The sequence below is a fragment of the Enterococcus sp. AZ103 genome, assembly GCF_051714685.1.
Lineage (GTDB): Bacteria > Bacillota > Bacilli > Lactobacillales > Enterococcaceae > Enterococcus_A > Enterococcus_A alishanensis.
The window spans coordinates 325,156-341,218 of record NZ_JBIOSI010000001.1 but is presented as its reverse complement, the minus strand read 5'-3'; the positions used below and the strand labels follow the sequence as shown (position 1 = coordinate 341,218).

General features: G+C 36.5%; 19 protein-coding genes. 14 read left to right on the top strand and 5 right to left on the bottom strand.

Going from position 1 to position 16,063, the window contains the following annotated elements; translation table 11 throughout:
* Window positions 1–153: 153 nt before the first annotated feature.
* From ID741_RS01665 to ID741_RS01630, 8 genes are all read left to right on the top strand, one after another.
* Window positions 154–612: a PTS sugar transporter subunit IIA gene (locus ID741_RS01665; RefSeq protein ID WP_438718862.1), complete on the top strand. Its 459-nt coding sequence runs from the start codon at window positions 154–156 to the stop codon at window positions 610–612.
* A 22-nt stretch (window positions 613–634) separates the two neighbouring features.
* Complete coding sequence (locus ID741_RS01660; RefSeq protein WP_218324209.1) at window positions 635–934, top strand: PTS sugar transporter subunit IIB; 300 nt, start codon at window positions 635–637, stop codon at window positions 932–934.
* 21 nt (window positions 935–955) lie between these two features.
* Entirely contained in the window at window positions 956–2,350 is a 1,395-nt protein-coding gene (locus ID741_RS01655; RefSeq protein ID WP_218324210.1) for a PTS galactitol transporter subunit IIC, read from the top strand.
* 27 nt (window positions 2,351–2,377) lie between these two features.
* Window positions 2,378–2,641, top strand: coding sequence for a hypothetical protein (locus ID741_RS01650; RefSeq protein WP_343214695.1), 264 nt, complete (start codon window positions 2,378–2,380; stop codon window positions 2,639–2,641).
* Window positions 2,642–2,655: 14 nt separating this feature from the next.
* Window positions 2,656–3,408, top strand: coding sequence for a class II aldolase/adducin family protein (locus tag ID741_RS01645; protein ID WP_438718861.1), 753 nt, complete (start codon window positions 2,656–2,658; stop codon window positions 3,406–3,408).
* A 177-nt stretch (window positions 3,409–3,585) separates the two neighbouring features.
* Complete coding sequence (gene liaX, locus ID741_RS01640) at window positions 3,586–5,097, top strand: daptomycin-sensing surface protein LiaX (RefSeq protein ID WP_438718860.1); 1,512 nt, start codon at window positions 3,586–3,588, stop codon at window positions 5,095–5,097.
* Window positions 5,098–5,123: 26 nt separating this feature from the next.
* Complete coding sequence (locus ID741_RS01635) at window positions 5,124–5,426, top strand: PspC domain-containing protein (protein WP_438718859.1); 303 nt, start codon at window positions 5,124–5,126, stop codon at window positions 5,424–5,426.
* Entirely contained in the window at window positions 5,426–5,788 is a 363-nt protein-coding gene (locus tag ID741_RS01630) for a phage holin family protein (RefSeq protein ID WP_218324214.1), read from the top strand. Before ID741_RS01635 ends, ID741_RS01630 begins: the two co-directional genes overlap by 1 nt.
* 100 nt (window positions 5,789–5,888) lie before the next feature.
* On the opposite strand, the gene ID741_RS01625 is transcribed toward ID741_RS01630, so the two are convergent.
* Genes ID741_RS01625 through ID741_RS01605 form a run of 5 tightly spaced genes read right to left on the bottom strand, consistent with a single transcriptional unit; the run spans window position 5,889 to window position 10,650 of the window.
* Complete coding sequence (locus ID741_RS01625; RefSeq protein ID WP_218324215.1) at window positions 5,889–6,920, bottom strand: ketopantoate reductase family protein; 1,032 nt, start codon at window positions 6,918–6,920, stop codon at window positions 5,889–5,891.
* A gap of 19 nt (window positions 6,921–6,939) precedes the next feature.
* A complete protein-coding gene (locus ID741_RS01620) occupies window positions 6,940–8,100 on the bottom strand; it encodes a thiolase family protein (protein WP_438718858.1) in 1,161 nt (386 codons plus the stop codon).
* Between the two features lie 12 nt (window positions 8,101–8,112).
* Entirely contained in the window at window positions 8,113–8,760 is a 648-nt protein-coding gene (locus tag ID741_RS01615; RefSeq protein ID WP_218324217.1) for a 3-oxoacid CoA-transferase subunit B, read from the bottom strand.
* A complete protein-coding gene (locus ID741_RS01610) occupies window positions 8,753–9,412 on the bottom strand; it encodes a CoA transferase subunit A (protein WP_218324218.1) in 660 nt (219 codons plus the stop codon). The genes ID741_RS01615 and ID741_RS01610 overlap by 8 nt, the downstream gene beginning before the upstream one ends.
* Entirely contained in the window at window positions 9,409–10,650 is a 1,242-nt protein-coding gene (locus ID741_RS01605) for an MFS transporter (protein ID WP_438718857.1), read from the bottom strand. Before ID741_RS01605 ends, ID741_RS01610 begins: the two co-directional genes overlap by 4 nt.
* A 223-nt stretch (window positions 10,651–10,873) precedes the next feature.
* Here ID741_RS01605 and ID741_RS01600 point away from each other — a divergent pair, with 223 nt between their 5' ends.
* From ID741_RS01600 to ID741_RS01575, 6 genes are all read left to right on the top strand, one after another.
* A complete protein-coding gene (locus ID741_RS01600; protein ID WP_438718856.1) occupies window positions 10,874–11,461 on the top strand; it encodes a TetR/AcrR family transcriptional regulator in 588 nt (195 codons plus the stop codon).
* Between the two features lie 309 nt (window positions 11,462–11,770).
* Complete coding sequence (gene hprK, locus ID741_RS01595; RefSeq protein ID WP_438718855.1) at window positions 11,771–12,709, top strand: HPr(Ser) kinase/phosphatase; 939 nt, start codon at window positions 11,771–11,773, stop codon at window positions 12,707–12,709.
* On the top strand, window positions 12,709–13,542 hold the full coding sequence (gene lgt / locus ID741_RS01590) for a prolipoprotein diacylglyceryl transferase (protein ID WP_218324222.1): 834 nt from the start codon (window positions 12,709–12,711) through the stop codon (window positions 13,540–13,542). Before hprK ends, lgt begins: the two co-directional genes overlap by 1 nt.
* Window positions 13,543–13,598: 56 nt before the next feature.
* A complete protein-coding gene (locus ID741_RS01585) occupies window positions 13,599–14,615 on the top strand; it encodes an NAD(P)H-dependent glycerol-3-phosphate dehydrogenase (protein ID WP_343214696.1) in 1,017 nt (338 codons plus the stop codon).
* 19 nt (window positions 14,616–14,634) lie between these two features.
* Window positions 14,635–15,531 carry a UTP--glucose-1-phosphate uridylyltransferase GalU gene (gene galU, locus ID741_RS01580; protein WP_218324224.1) on the top strand — a complete coding sequence of 299 codons (897 nt, stop codon included), beginning with the start codon at window positions 14,635–14,637 and terminating at the stop codon, window positions 15,529–15,531.
* A 101-nt stretch (window positions 15,532–15,632) separates the two neighbouring features.
* Window positions 15,633–16,061: a DUF948 domain-containing protein gene (locus ID741_RS01575; RefSeq protein WP_218324225.1), complete on the top strand. Its 429-nt coding sequence runs from the start codon at window positions 15,633–15,635 to the stop codon at window positions 16,059–16,061.
* The last annotated feature ends 2 nt before the right edge of the window (window positions 16,062–16,063 follow it).

Here is a 16,063-nt window from a genome sequence, read left to right as displayed (position 1 = left end):
GCGTTAACACTTGTAAATTTGTTAAACTTTGTTTTAAGAAAGCGTTGACAGGAAGATTTTTTTGTAATATGATTGTTTTGCAAACAAAGTTAAACATTATGTCACAAAAGATTAACAATGTTTTTCAAATTATTTCAAAATGGAGGTATTGTAATGGACTATAAAGAAATGTTTGATCCGGCTCTCATTGATTTGGAGATTTCTGCAGCATCTGAAGAAGAAGCTTTTAGTCAAGTAGCAGATCTGCTTAAAGAAAACGGAATGGTTAATGATGATTACTTAACAGGCATTACCAAACGTGAACAAAAATTTCCAACAGGTTTAATTACACAGCATTTAAATATTGGTTTACCACATGCTGATCCTGAGTATGTAAAAAAGCCTTTTGTATTTATTTGTCGATTAAATGAAGATGTTCAATGTCGTCAAATGGGAGACAGCCAAGAAATGAAGGTCAAAAATTTATTTTTCTTAGGTATCAAAGATGGTAAAAATCAAGTTGGCTTGCTTCAAGCCTTTATGAATTTATTTATGGATGAGACTTTTGTTGAAGCTTACCAAAATGCAAATTGTCCAGAATCGGTTTATCAATTATTTGTAGAAAATATTTAATAATATATAGGAGGAAGAAACAATGAAGAGAAAATTAATCGTAGCATGTGGTAGTGGAGTAGCAACAAGTCAAACAATTGCTAGTAAAATTGCTAGCAAATTTGAGGATGATGGTATTGATTTCCCAGTGGAAGCAGTGGATTACAAATCGATTCAAAATGAACTACCTTCTGCCGGGATTTATGTGTATGTTGCCCAACCAGATGAAGATGTATTGACAAAAGCAGAGGAATTAGGCGTAAAAGTTTTCCCTGGTATTCCTTTCTTAACAGGTATGGGTGATGCGGATGTCTACAATGAAATACTAGCTCTAATTAAATAAAAAAATAAGGGGGTAACGAATGTGCAGATATTTCAAGATATTATTAATTACATTTTAGGATTAGGTTCGGCAATTTTTGTCCCACTGATTATTTTAGTATTAGGTTTACTGGCTGGAATGAAAATCAAAAAAGCCTTTATGTCAGCTATTACATTGGGTATCGCTTTTACTGGGATGTCGATGGTAATTGCTTTTATGTCAAATGCGGTAAGTCCTGCATCAGAAGCACTAGCTACAAATACTGGTATTAGCCTACCGGCACTTGACTTAGGTTGGACGGGAGCTGCAAGTATTACTTGGTCTTGGACTTATGCTTTTGTCTTTTTTGCAGTGACGATTGGTGTAAATTTTTTACTATTGGTGTTAAATCTTACAAAAACTTTGAACGTAGATATGTGGAACGTTTGGGGTAAAGCCTTAACTGCTTATTTAGTTTATTATGTGTCAGGAAACTTAGTAGCTGGATTTATTACAGCGATTGTTCAAGTTGTTTTAGAGTTGAAGTTAGGAGATATGTTCCAACGTCATATTCAAGATTTAACTGGTATTCCTTTAGTAACAGTGACACATTTTATGACTTCTTCAGCAGTCTTATTGTTGCCTTTTAATATGTTGATGGATAAGATTCCTTTCTTTAATAAACGTTCAGATACCAATGCTTTAAAATCTAAGTTGGGTATTTTTTCTGAGAACTCTGTTATGGGATTCATCATTGGTTTAGGTCTTGGTTTAGCGGCTGCTTACGGTGTATCTGGTTCATTAAATTTGGCGATTCAAGTCGCTACAGCAATGGCGCTATTTCCAATGATTTCAAAAATGTTTATGCAATCTTTGTCTCCTTTAGCAGATGCAATGTCGGAATTTATGAAACGTAAATTTAAAGATAGAGAGGTGTATATCGGATTGGATTGGCCAATTTTGGCAGGTCGTTCTGAAATTTGGGTAACAGCAATCTTGTTAGTTCCTGTATTTATCGGTTACGCCATCATTCTTCCTGGAAATGAAGTATTGCCATTGGCAGGTATTATTAACTATGCAATTGCTGTCGGTGGTCTTTTACTAACTGGTGGTAATCTTTTACGGATGTTGGTTTTAGGCGTTATTTCATTACCGATCTATTTATATGCAGCGACTTATCTTGCACCAATTCTTACTGGTTTGGCTGAATCAACTGGAGCGGTAGAAGGATTCCGTGAAGGACAATCGATTACTTGGTCATCAATAGAAGGTCCAGAGTTTAGAATCTTTTTTGCCGAAGCATTTAATTTAAATCCAATTGCCATAGCGGGTGTAATCATCTTCCTAGGATTGTTTGTACTGCTTTATAAATATATGAATAAAGTTGCCATCCCAAGTAAACGCTACGAAGAAAGTGGAAAAGATACCAAATTAAATGTCAGTACCACAACAGAATAATCAGGATTGAAGTAAGGAGAGAGAATTGTGAAGCAAATTGAAAGAGAAAAAATGAAGTGGTATGGATTGCTTTTTTTAGCAGTTGTTCTTTTCCTTACTGCAATGGCTACTAAACAAGTGCTATTAAATCTTATTGTGATTGGACTAGCAGTGTATATCTATAAATATGGGAGTCCGATTTTATTTAAAGAATACGATGAAAAACGTAAGAAAAAATTGGAAGAATCTGAAGCTGTGCGAGAAGCTGCAAAAACAGCACTTCAATCAGGTAATCTACTTAGAAAAAAATAATGGAGGAATTATAAATGTCAGATGGACGTATGTTGTTTGAAAGAGAAAGAGAAGATTTGGCAAAAATCGTTAAATTAATTTTTACTAGAAAAAATACAAATGTGGCTGGTGGAAATTTCTCTTTTTTAGCTACAGATGATAATGGAAAAGATTTTATTATTATGACACCAACAATGATGTCAGAAGCTTACTTAGGAGAATTATCAGCGGCTCAAATCTTAGTTGTGGATCCTGATACAAGAGAAGTAGTCAATGGTGTTGGTAGCTTGACGAGAGAAATCAATATGCATCAGGCAGTTTACGATTCTAATCCAAAGATTAAAGCTGTTTTACATTCTCATGCACCAAATGCAATGTTTTGGGCGACAAGTGGCTTACCTATGCCTAATCTGACTGAAGCTACTCAAAAGGTGGGACCAGTTCCTGTAATGAAGTTTGCGCCCAACTGTTCGGAAGAACTAGCTGAAATTACTAGCTCTTATATCAAGGAAAATGATTTACCAGTTCCACATATGTTGTTGTTGGACAGCCATGGTGTATTAATTAATGCGACTGGTGATACTGGAATGATGGCAATTCATAAAGCTTTATCAATATTAGACACTGTCGAGTGGAATGCGGAAATTGCTTATAAACAAGCAGTATTTCAAGCATTGGGAATTACTGATAAATTCCATTCTAAAGGCGAAGATATCGCAGATTTAGCCGACTTAAAGGAAAAAGATGCGATTTATAACCGTGCAAAAATTGCTGCCGGAGGAGACTAATTTTTTAAGTATATAATAGAAGAAACTTGAGATAATTATCTTGAGTTTCTTTTTTTGTTTAATTTATCAAAGTCTTAGTCAAAGTTCGGCCTTAAGTCCTATGACAAAATTTGCGAAGCGTTGCATAATAAGGATGTAAACAAAATGACTTTAACATTGCTGAAGGAGGCAATTTTTATGAATGAAAGACAACGTATTTTAGACTTAGTTAAAAAAGGGATCATTACAACTGAAGAAGGTTTAGTATTATTAGAAAATATTGCAAAAGACAAAGATGAAGCACAAGTTCAAAAAGAAGCCGATCAAGTAGATTCTTATCATAAAGATCAAGTCGATGATTTGATGGATGAATTTGAAGAGGAAACTCAAGCAGACTTAGAAGCATACTACGATGAGTTAGCGACTGAAGCCAACCAAATTTCTGCCAAAATTGATGAAATCAATCAAGAAAAAGGCGAAGTGAAATCATTATTAGCTGACAAACAGGAAGCTTTATCAGAACTTCACACAAAACAGGACTTCGAAATTTTAATCGAAGGTGATGAAGGTTTGATGGCTGAATTGGAAGCTGAAATTAAAGAGTTGGAAGAACAATTAATTCTCTTGGACAATCAAGAACTGGCCCAAAAAGAAATGCTTAACAGCATTCACGAAGACCAACAAGAAAATCGTCGTTCTCGTCGTAGTCATTTTGATATTCCAGAAGACTTAAAAGAACAAGCGACTGAAACCTTTACTCAAGTCGGTGAAAAACTGGGAGATGCTGGTTTACAACTAGGTCGTTTAATGAAGAAAACCTTCAAAACGATTTCTGACACAGTAGAAGATAATGTTGACTGGAAAGATTTCAATGTCAAAGTTCCAGGTGTCGCTTCAACAAAATTTGAACATCAATTTTTATATACTGAGGTTGAACCAACCTTGATTGACGTGAAGTTAGCTAACGGTAAAGTGATCTTTAAATCATGGGACGATAATGACATCAAAATTGATGCCAAAATTAAACTATATGGTAAGATGAATGAAGCATCACCAATTCAATCATTCATGGAACGTAGTCAGATTGAAGTGGATAATGATCACATTTCATTCCAAGTACCAAACAAACGGGTCCATGCTGAATTAACTTTCTATTTACCAAATCGGACTTACGATCATGTGGCAGTCAAACTATTAAACGGGAACTTCACAGTAGAGGAATTAAATGCAAAAGATGTTTACGCAAAATCAACCAACGGGAACATCACCTTCAAACAAATCAATGCAACGATGTTGGAAATTGAAGGAGTTAACGGCAACATTGAAATTCAAAATGGTGAAATTTTAGACTCGATTATTGAAACAGTAAATGGTACGATTGTTGGGAAAGCAGATGTACAAAATTACGGCATCTCATTAATCAACGGCGATATTAAATTAACCGCTAAAAATGATTCATTGCGCAAAGTTAAAGCTAGTGCGGTGAACGGAACCATCAAAGTTTCTTTACCAACAAACATCGGTTTAGAAGGAATCGCTAAAACAAGTTTTGGAAATATCAATCAACGCTTAAGTGAAGTTGAAGTTGTGCGGGAGAAAAAAGACAAAACCAACCGCCTATTCCAATTCCGTCGCTTAGATGATGCGATGACTCAAATTGATTTAACAACGACAACTGGGAGCATTTTCTTAAAAGATTATGACGCTTAGTTTACTGATAGAAGGAGAAGATTTTTATGGATAAGAAATTACGCAAATCTCGTAATAATGTAGTTTTAACCGGGACTTTAGCTGGGATTGCTGAATTTTTCGGGATTGATCCTACGATTGTGCGTGTCATTTATGTATTTTTAAGTTTAGTATTAATTGGTTCACCAATTTTATTATATATTTTATTGGCGATCATTATCCCAGCAGCACCACGCGGTGGGCAATCTTATGGTCACCAAAACCAATATTATGGTGCAAACCAAAAGAAACAACCAAAACAACCTAAACAAGCAGAAAAAATTGATGATGATGACTGGAGCGACTTTTAATGACCTACTTGCAGCGCTTAATCGTAAACACGTTAATCTTTATTTCGCTGACGGTGTTATTTCCTAGCCACGTTTTTGTGGCTAGTTTAACCACCGCACTTATAGCGAGTTTCGTGCTATCCTTGTTAAATGCCTTAGTTAAGCCGGTGTTAGTTTTATTATCACTGCCACTAAATATTTTAACTCTTGGATTATTTAGTTTTGTGATTAGCGCTGGAATGTTACAACTGACTTCTAGTATTTTAGGAGCAGCTCGCTTCGGTTTCTCAAGTTTCTGGGCCTCGATTTTAGTCGCAGTCGTGATGGCGATTGTCAATGCGATTGTCTCAGAACGAAATATCGATAAATATACGGATGGCTAGTAATAGCTATCCGTTTTTTTAGCTAGAAATAAAAACTGACGGATATAATGATCATTAACTTTACGTTATTGATCATTATGTTATCCATCAGTTTTTTCTTTTAATAGCGATATTTTGCTAAGATTTTTTCTAAAGCTGGAAGATTCTCCATAGTTGGAACTGTTTTGTTGGCTTCGGCGGTAGTGACGATTCGAATGATTTCATCATTAAAAGGGGTTGCTATTTTTTCTTTTTTACCAAAGAATGTCACAATGCCATTGATTGCATGAATTTCAGTTGGACGGCCTTTTTCTAAGTCCTGCAACATGCTAGCTTTTAATAGCTGTGCTGGTCTGAAACCAGTCTCATAAGTATTGGCTTTTAATAACCTTTCCTGATTATCTTTAAAGCCTAAAGTGTCACGCATGTTTTCACCTTGAGCAGTTGAATATTTAGTAACTCCCCAGGCATCTCCCACACGAATACATTCATTACAAACGTACATAGCATAAACACTGGCAATCGGATCATCTAGTACATCACCAAAAGTACAACCTAAAGCAGCGGATAAGCCGCTATAAGTAGCATTAACTAACAATTTTGCCCAACGCATGCCTGCAAAGTTATCCTCCAAATGGACTTCGCACATATTTTCTAAAATTGTTTTACAGTCTAAGACTTTCTGATCAACTTCGCCATTTAAACGACCCATCGAAAAGCTTAAAGCTGATTCTGGTGTAGTTAATTCGGAAACACCTGGTTCAATCCAAGTCGCGCCCCAGCCAACTGTACACCCAATAACTCTATTTTCACCAAATACTTCAATTAACGCAGGCTCTGGAAAACCATTTTGTAAAGTTAAAATAATCGTATTTTCATTGATATGATTTTTAATAGAAGCAATTGCTGAATCATTGTATACTTGTTTCACTAAAAATATAATCAAGTCATATTCACCGGTGAGCTCTTCTGGTAAGAAAGCTTTGACAGGAACAGTAAATTCCATCGTTCCAGTGATTTTTGCACCATGCTCATTTAAAGCTTTAACATGAGCTTCGTTTACATCAATTAAGTCAACTTGTCTATGCAAAGAGATAAAGGCGCCTAAAATTGTACCTAATGACCCAGTACCCATTACTGCAATTCGTTTCACATTATTCACCTCATCTTCTTTAAATCATTTCGAAAATACCTGCAGCGCCCATGCCTCCACCGATGCACATAGAAACCAGTCCATATTTTCCATCAGTGTCTTCTAAATAACTTAATGCTTTACAGGTCAGGATTGCGCCGGTTGCTCCTAGCGGGTGACCTAAAGCAATTGCACCACCGCGAGGATTCACTTTATTTACATCTAATTCTAATTCACGAATACAGGCTAAAGATTGTGAACCAAAGGCTTCGTTTAATTCAATAATATCCATATCATCTAGAGATAAGCCAGTCCGTTCCATTACTTTAGGAATGGCATAGATTGGTCCTTCACCCATCAGTAGTGCATCTAATCCTGCAACTTGAAAACCAATGAACTTAGCAATTGGTTTAATTCCTTTTTCTTCTGCTACCGAACGTTCCATTAAGATGACAAATGCAGCACCGTCATTTAACGGCGATGAAGTACCTGCAGTCACTGTACCACCATCTTCTTGGAATGCAGGGCCCAAACCAGCTAAGTCATCCAAGGTTAAATTATACCGAATCGACTCATCATCAGAGAAAATATGTGGATTTCCTTCGATATCACCATAAGTAACAGGAATAATTTCCTTTTTGAATAGACCAGCTTCCTGTGCTTTTTGTGCTTTATGATGACTTTCTAAAGCAAACTGATCCATATCTTCGCGATTAACATCATCTTTCACGGCAACATTTTCAGCGGTTAAGCCCATAGAAGCGTACACACCAGGTTTGTTATCCATTACCCAGGGATCAATACCCGCAAATTCAAAGCCCATCGGTACTAAAGACATAGACTCTACACCACCAGCCACGATGATATCTGACTGATTGGCAATGATAGCATTGGCTCCCGTAGCAATTGTTTGTAGACCTGAAGAACAGAAACGATTGACTGTTTGAGCGGAAACGCTATCAGGAATACCAGCTCTTTGTGAAATTACTCGGGCCATATTCATTCCTTGAGATTCTTGTGGCATTGCACAGCCAACAATAATATCATCAATTTCACTAGGATCTAAATTTTCAACTTTTTTTAGTACACCATTTAAAACTTCTGCTGCATATTCAACTGGATGCTCATCAGCGAGTGTTCCTCTTACTGCTTTACCCACAGGTGAACGTCCATATCCAACGATTACTGCTTCTCTTGTCATTATTATACCCTCCTAATTAATTTGATTAATCTTCAAATCTTCAGCGACCTGATAATTTGCTTTAGTTTTTTCTTTAATTTCATCCAAGGTGGTAGTACTGGACATCTCTGTCAAAACAAGACCGGTTGGTGTGACTTCAAAAACACCTAATTCTGTAATAATTTCGCTGACACAGCCAACACCAGTTAGAGGAAATTCACATTCTTCTAAAATTTTTGGTGTCCCTTTCGCTGTATGTTCCATAGCAATGATTACTTTTTTTGCACACGTAACTAGATCCATTGCTCCACCATAGCCAACCACCATTTTTCCGGGAATCTGCCAATTGGCTAAGTTTCCTTTTGAGTCTACTTGCAAAGCACCTAAAACGGTCACATCAACTTTTCCTGAGCGTATTAATCCGAAAGATTCTGCTGAATTAATCAGTTGTCCTCCAGGAGCTACCGAAGCACTGGAACCGCCAGCATCGAAGACATTGGGTGTTGGTGGATTTGTGGCAGCAGCAATGCCGATAATGCCATTTTCAGCTTGGAAAACGACTTTTTTATCTTGACTGATAAACTTTGGTACTAAGGTTGGAATCCCGATGCCTAAGTTCACAATGTCTCCATCTTTAAGACCTTGAGCAACACGATATGCAATAAACGTTCTACTATTCATTTCTAGCACCTACCTTTACGATTGCATCAATATGAATACCTGAAATAGTAACTAATTCAGGATCAATTTCACCAACTTCAACAATACTTTCAGCTTCAACAATCGTATATTTAGCCGCAGGTGGTATCAACTGGGTGAAATTTTTAGTGGAGCCTTCTAAAAAGCAGTTACCGTCTCGGTCGACTTTAGTGGCTCGAACAAAACCAACATCAACCGGTAGCGAATACTCCATTAAATATTCTTTTCCATCAAATATTTTTGTTTCTTTTCCTTCTGCAACGATTGTTCCTACGCCAACTGGAGTATAAAAAGCTGGAATTCCAGCACCAGCACTACGGAGTCTTTCGGCAAAAGTTCCTTGGGGGACCAAGTCTAATTGCTGATGATCAAAAAATATTTCCGCAGATTGGCTGCCTCTCATAAAGGTAGTAGTCAGTTTTTTGCTTCTTTCTTTGATTAGACGCTCCAAATGACGTAAAACCATTCCATTAGGGGCATTTAAAGCGATGTGTAAATCTTTAGCATCACTTCTAGCAAAGAGAAATTTAATCAGTTGAACGGGACAACCTAAGGGACCAAATCCTCCAATGGCAACAGTGTCGCCATCTTTAACAACTTGAACAGCATCTATTGCGCGCATAATCTTACTCAATTCGTTCGACTCCTTTCATTTTGTTGTGTCATTGTTTTGCCAATTAAGGTGATAATTGTCATACCAGCCATCAAAAATAATACGATATACCATGCAGAACTATAGCTACCAGTCATGTCATAAAATGAAGAACCTAGGATAGGGCCCAGAGCAGCACCAAATGAGCTAGCAACATTTAACTTGCTGACAATTTGACCGTAATCGAGATTACCAAACATTTCAGCCGTTAATAAAGGGATGGTAACAGTTGGCAATGCATTTCCTAAGCCAAACACAATTGCTGACGGAATACCCATTGATGGAATATTGGAGGTTACCAAAATTAAGACAACCCCGAAAAACATGACCATTGAAGCAATGGCTGCACCCGTAAAAGCATTTGTTCGGTCGCAAATTTCGCCTAAGATAAGTTTTCCGACTAATAATGCAGCTGAAGAAAAAGAAATTAGCGAAGCTGCAAAAATTGGCGTGAAACCAATGTCTGTATAATAAGCCGCACCATTTGCATTAAAGATAGTAGAAACAGCGCTATAAAGAATAAATGCAAAGGCCATAATCCAAAATATTGAGGTATGTCTAGCTTGTTTGAAACTTAAACCATTTACAGCTGAGGTGCCTGTATTTTCAACTTGTCCAATTTGTTCAAGATTTTTTTCAGCTGGGCTGTTAGCGATGGTAAATAATATTAACGGTAGCGTAACGATTAAGTTTAAAACAGCAATTAATGCATAACCCCAACGCCAAGAAAATTCTTGAATGATGAAACCCATGACTGGATTTAAAATCATTGATCCCAAACCACTACCTAACATAGCAATTCCCATTGCACGACCTCGTAACTTTGGCCCAAACCAACTATTGATTAAAATTGAGATAGGGATACTAGTTAAACAGACACCATTAAAACCACCAATTACAGCAAAGAAATAAATTACATAAATATTTGGTGCTAAGGCGTATCCGATAAAAGCGATAATTTCTAAGACGATAGCGACAGTCATGACTTTTTTAATTTTTACTTTTTGAAATAGTTTTCCTGCGACAAATAACGCGCCTAGCATAGTGACGATTGTTCCAATTGTCATCATTAAAGTTACAGCGGTTCGACTGACACCAAAACTCTCTGAAAGTGGTTGTACAAAAACGCCGACTAAATTAATTCTTGGAGCAAAAACAAAAGCCATGATAACCATACAAGTTAAAACGATGAACCATCCATGATAAATGCTTTTTTTCATTATTTTTCCTTCCTTTCCAAAATGTCAAAAATCTCCTTTCTTTTTTTAAAAATTAAAAAAAATGGACAAAATGTGCTATGATTACTGTAGGGTCTTTTCTTTTTCTTTATTCAATAGTAACGTAAGCGCTTCCAATTGCTTGGAACACTTTTCGTGCAAGTGTCCAGAAGTACACAATTTTTGTCGTTTTGTCCAGAGTGAGAAAATTTTGGGGGATCAAAAAATGAATAAAACCAAAAAGAAGATTCAAGACGCTTTTATTAGTTTGTTGTATCAAAAAAATTTTTATGAGATTCGAGTGCCACAAATTATTGATATTGCTGAAATCAGTCGGTCAACATTTTATAATCATTTTGAGGATAAATTTGATGTGCTGGAGACAATCTCGAATGAATTGATTGCGGGCTTTATTGATATCATGTTGCGACTACGAAAACGTGGAGAAAGAGTTTTTTTTGAAGAAATAACTAATCACTATTGTGAGCCATATATTGATTACTTTATTTACTTGAATAAACATAAGTTTTATTTTACTGCTTTACTGCCGGGAACCTCAGCAACTAATTTTCAAGAACTTTTAGCAAATAAAATTAATGAAACTCGCCAAGGAACTATCAGTGCTTGGGGAGTAGAGACAAATTATGATGATTTGGAAGTCTACCGTAGAAAAATTTTGGCTAACGCTTACGTAACCATTTTTGAAGAGTGGCTTAAAAGAGGCTGTCGAGAATCGCCAGAAGTGATGGGCATAATGTTGACGGATTTTTGGAGTTCGCCATTAATGGTCCCACATTTTATGGTGACTAAATAATTTAATTTTAACTAGGGCTTTTTAAGTGTTTAACAATATAAAAATTAAAAACAGAATATCCGAATTATTTATGGTCGAAGTGCTTAAATTTACAAGTATCACTTCTTTCTAGATAATTCGGATGTTTTGTTGTTTTAAAATAAAAATTGTCCAAAAGAAAAATATAGTAGTATAACTTCAATGGAAAATATTAAAAAATAGTAGTAAAGAGTATTTACTTAGAGATTTTCACTAGAAACAGTCAAAATCTAGTAAGGAGTAAGATAAAATGATAAAATATAGCAGTAAGTCGTAGAAAAGAGGTAAACAATGTCTGAAACTGTAAAAGTAAAAGAATTAGTAGACAATTTGTCATTAGAAGTGGTCACCGGTAATGCTGCTAGTTTGGAACGAATCGTAACCAATAGTGATATTTCGCGACCCGGTCTGGAGTTGACAGGGTACTTTAGTTATTATTCTCATGATCGTCTGCAATTATTTGGAAATAAAGAAATTACTTTCGCTGAGCGAATGATTCCTGAAGAACGCTTGATGGTGATGCGTCGTCTGTGTACAGATGATACACCGGCATTTATTATTTCTCGGGATTTAACAGCATCAAAAGAAATGATTCAAGCAGCCGATGAACATAATATTCCCGTTTTAAAATCAAAAATAGGCACTTCTCGGCTTCTTGGAGAAATCGCTAGTTTTTTAAGTGGCCGCTTGGCTGCTAGAACCAGTGTTCACGGCGTATTAGTCGATGTTTATGGTCTAGGTGTATTAATTCAAGGGGATAGCGGTATCGGAAAAAGTGAAACTGCCTTAGAATTAGTCAAACGTGGTCACCGTCTAATTGCTGATGATCGAGTGGATGTTTATCAACAAGATGAATTAAACTTAATCGGTGAACCACCAGGAATTTTGCAGCATTTAATCGAAATTCGTGGCATCGGCATTATTGATGTGATGGATTTGTTTGGTGCAAGTGCCGTTCGTGGTGAAATGCCGGTTCAATTAGTGGTTTATTTAGAAAATTGGTCAAAAGACAAAACTTATGATCGCTTAGGCTCAGATAATACCGAAGTTGAGATTGCTGATGTTAAAGTACCACGGATTAAAATTCCGGTAAAAACTGGACGAAATGTGGCGATTATTATTGAAGTAGCTGCGATGAATTTCCGGGCGAAAAATATGGGCTATGATGCAACTAAAACCTTTGAAGATCGTTTATCAAGATTAATTGATGAAAATTCGGGTGAGAAATAATGGACGGCTATTTAAATCGGACAGCGTTTACTATATTTGGTTTACCTATTTATTGGTATGCAATCTTAATCGTTTCGGGAATTGCGATTGCTTTATGGTTATCTACTAGAGAAGCACCGCGGGTCGGTTTGAAATCAGATGATTTTTCAAACTTTTTATTGTTTGCGTTACCGATTGCGATTATTGGTGCCCGTCTTTATTATGTGTTGTTTGATTTACCGATGTATTTGGCAGACCCGATTCAGATTTTTAATACCCGTGGCGGTGGACTAGCGGTTTATGGTGGTTTGCTGGCTGCTGGGATATTTTTAATCTTTTATACGCGCCATCATTTTATTAACTCTTGGCTCTTTTTAGATGTGGTGGCACCTGGTGTGATTTTGGCACAGGGGATTGGCCGCTGGGGAAACTTTTTAAACCATGAAGCTTATGGTGGAGAGACCACCCGCAGTTTCTTAGAAGGTCTCCATCTGCCAGAATTTATCATTAATAATATGTACATTGATGGTGCATATCGTCAACCAACTTTTCTTTATGAATCACTGTGGTGTTTCTTAGGGTTTATTTTAATCATTATTATCCGAAAGAAAACCAACATTTTTAAGGTTGGGGAAATCTTTTTGAGTTATGTTATCTGGTATAGTTTTGAACGTTTCTTTGTAGAAGGTTTACGCACAGATAGTCTGTATTTCTTTGATACACAACTACGAGTATCGCAAATTTTATCATTAGTTTTATTTGTTGGTGGCATTGCTTTAGTCATTTATCGTAGGAAAAAAATGCAGCCTAAAACCTATCTCAGAAACTTAGGGACTAATCAATCTTTCATATAAAAATAGTTGATTATGTTAAAATAAGGGTAGAAAAATTATGAATGGAGGAAACTTGTGTGAAACAAAAAGTTGCCGTTTTAGGCCCTGGTTCATGGGGGACTGCCTTGGCGCAAGTATTAGCTGAGAATGGTCATGATGTGCATATTTGGGGTGACAACCAAGCACAAATGGATGAGATTAACACGTATCACACGAACCGTCATTATTTACCAGATCTAAAAATTCCTGACAGCATTGTCGCTGAGAAGAGTTTAGCTGATGCCGTCAAAGATGTGGATGCAGTTTTATTTGTAGTACCAACTAAAGCCATTCGTGTTGTTGCTCGTGAATTTAATCAAGTGGTGAAAAATCAACCAGTGATTATCCATGCCAGTAAAGGCTTGGAACAAGGCAGTCATAAACGAATTTCAGAGGTTTTAGCAGAAGAAATCGCTCCAGAAAATCGTCAAGGAATAGTTGTTTTATCTGGACCAAGTCACGCTGAAGAAGTAGCGGTTCATGATATTACGACAATTACAGCTGCGAGTGACGAAGAAAACTTAGCGAAATACGTCCAAAAATTATTTATGAATGATTATTTCCGAATTTATACTAATACAGATGTGGTTGGCGTTGAAACTGGCGCGGCATTAAAAAATATTATTGCCATCGGTGCTGGTGCTTTAGCTGGTTTAAATTATGGCGACAATGCCAAAGCCGCAATTATGACTCGTGGCTTAGCAGAAATCAGTCGTTTAGGCGTGGCAATGGGTGCCAATCCATTAACTTTTATCGGTTTAAGCGGTGTTGGTGATTTGATTGTGACTGGAACATCGGTTCACTCGAGAAACTGGCGAGCTGGTAATCTATTAGGTAAAGGCCATAAATTGGATGAAGTATTAGAAAATATGGGTATGGTGGTTGAAGGTGTTTCGACAACGAAAGCTGCCAAGGAATTATCAGAAAGCTTAGGCGTTGATATGCCTATCACTGAAACAATTTATGATGTTTTATACAATGGAAAAGAAGTGCGCCAAGCTTGTAACGATTTAATGACACGGGAGGGCACTTTCGAAAATGAATTTACACTATAATTTATCAGGAGGCCCCATTATGCAAGTAAAAAAAGCAGTTATCCCTGCTGCGGGTTTAGGAACAAGATTCTTACCAGCAACTAAAGCAATGGCTAAAGAAATGTTGCCGATTGTTGATAAACCAACGATTCAATTTATCGTAGAAGAAGCTTTAAGCTCTGGAATTGAAGACATTTTAATCGTTACAGGAAAAGCCAAACGTCCGATTGAGGATCATTTTGATGCCAACATCGAATTGGAAACCAATCTAAAATCAAAAGGCAAAACAGATCTTTTAAAATTGGTGGAAGAAACTACCGATGTGAATCTACATTTTATTCGTCAATCTCATCCTAAAGGTTTAGGTCATGCAGTCTTGCAAGCCAAAGCTTTTGTCGGCAATGAACCATTTGTTGTGATGTTAGGTGATGACTTGATGGAAAGTGAGGTTCCTTTAACCAAACAGTTGATGAATGATTATGAAACAACTCATGCTTCAACAATTGCAGTGATGCAGGTTCCTCAAGAAGAGACTTCAAAATATGGAATCATTAATCCTGAAGGACAAGTGGAAAAAGGCTTGTACAATGTTAAGAATTTTGTAGAAAAACCAAAAGCTGATGAAGCACCAAGTAACTTAGCGATAATCGGACGTTATCTGTTAACACCAGAAATCTTTGAAGTTTTAGAAAATCAAGCACCTGGTGCTGGTGATGAAATTCAATTAACTGATGCCATTGATAATTTGAATAAAACACAACGGGTTTTTGCTAGAGAATTTACCGGCAAGCGTTTTGATGTGGGTGATAAATTTGGTTTCATGACTACTAGTATCGAATATGGTTTGAAACATCCAGAAATCAAAGACAAGTTGAGAGAATACATTATTGAACTTGGTCAAGAATTAGCGCCTAACGAAAATAAAAAATCAGAGTAAAACAATTGAAGTCTCCTTTTCTAAATAATGAAAGGGGGATTTTTTTGTTTATATCTTAAAGTAAATGGTATAATAATGGATAATAAGTAAGGGGTGATGTCATGAGTCTAGGAGGAATTGCAGCAATCATCGCAGCTTTGGCGTTTGTCGTATTGGTGATTTATTTAGTGAAGGTTTTAAATCAAGTAGCCGGTACCGTGTCTAAAGTTGACGACACCGTCAAGGAAGCCAATAATACGATCGACGTATTAACAAAAGATGTTGATTTGCTGATGGTTCAAGTTGAAGGGCTTTTGGTGAAAAGTAATACGTTGTTAAACGATATCAACGGTAAGGTTGAAACAATTGATCCATTATTTACCGCAGTCGCAGATTTAAGTGAGACCGTTTCTGATTTGAATTTATCTAGTCGTCATTTAGTAGATAAATTTGCAGATGTAGGAAAAACGACTGCTAAGGCAACTGTTGCTGGAAAAGTGGGTAGTGCGACTTTAAAATTTTTCAAAAAACGTAATCAAACAGTTAAATAAAA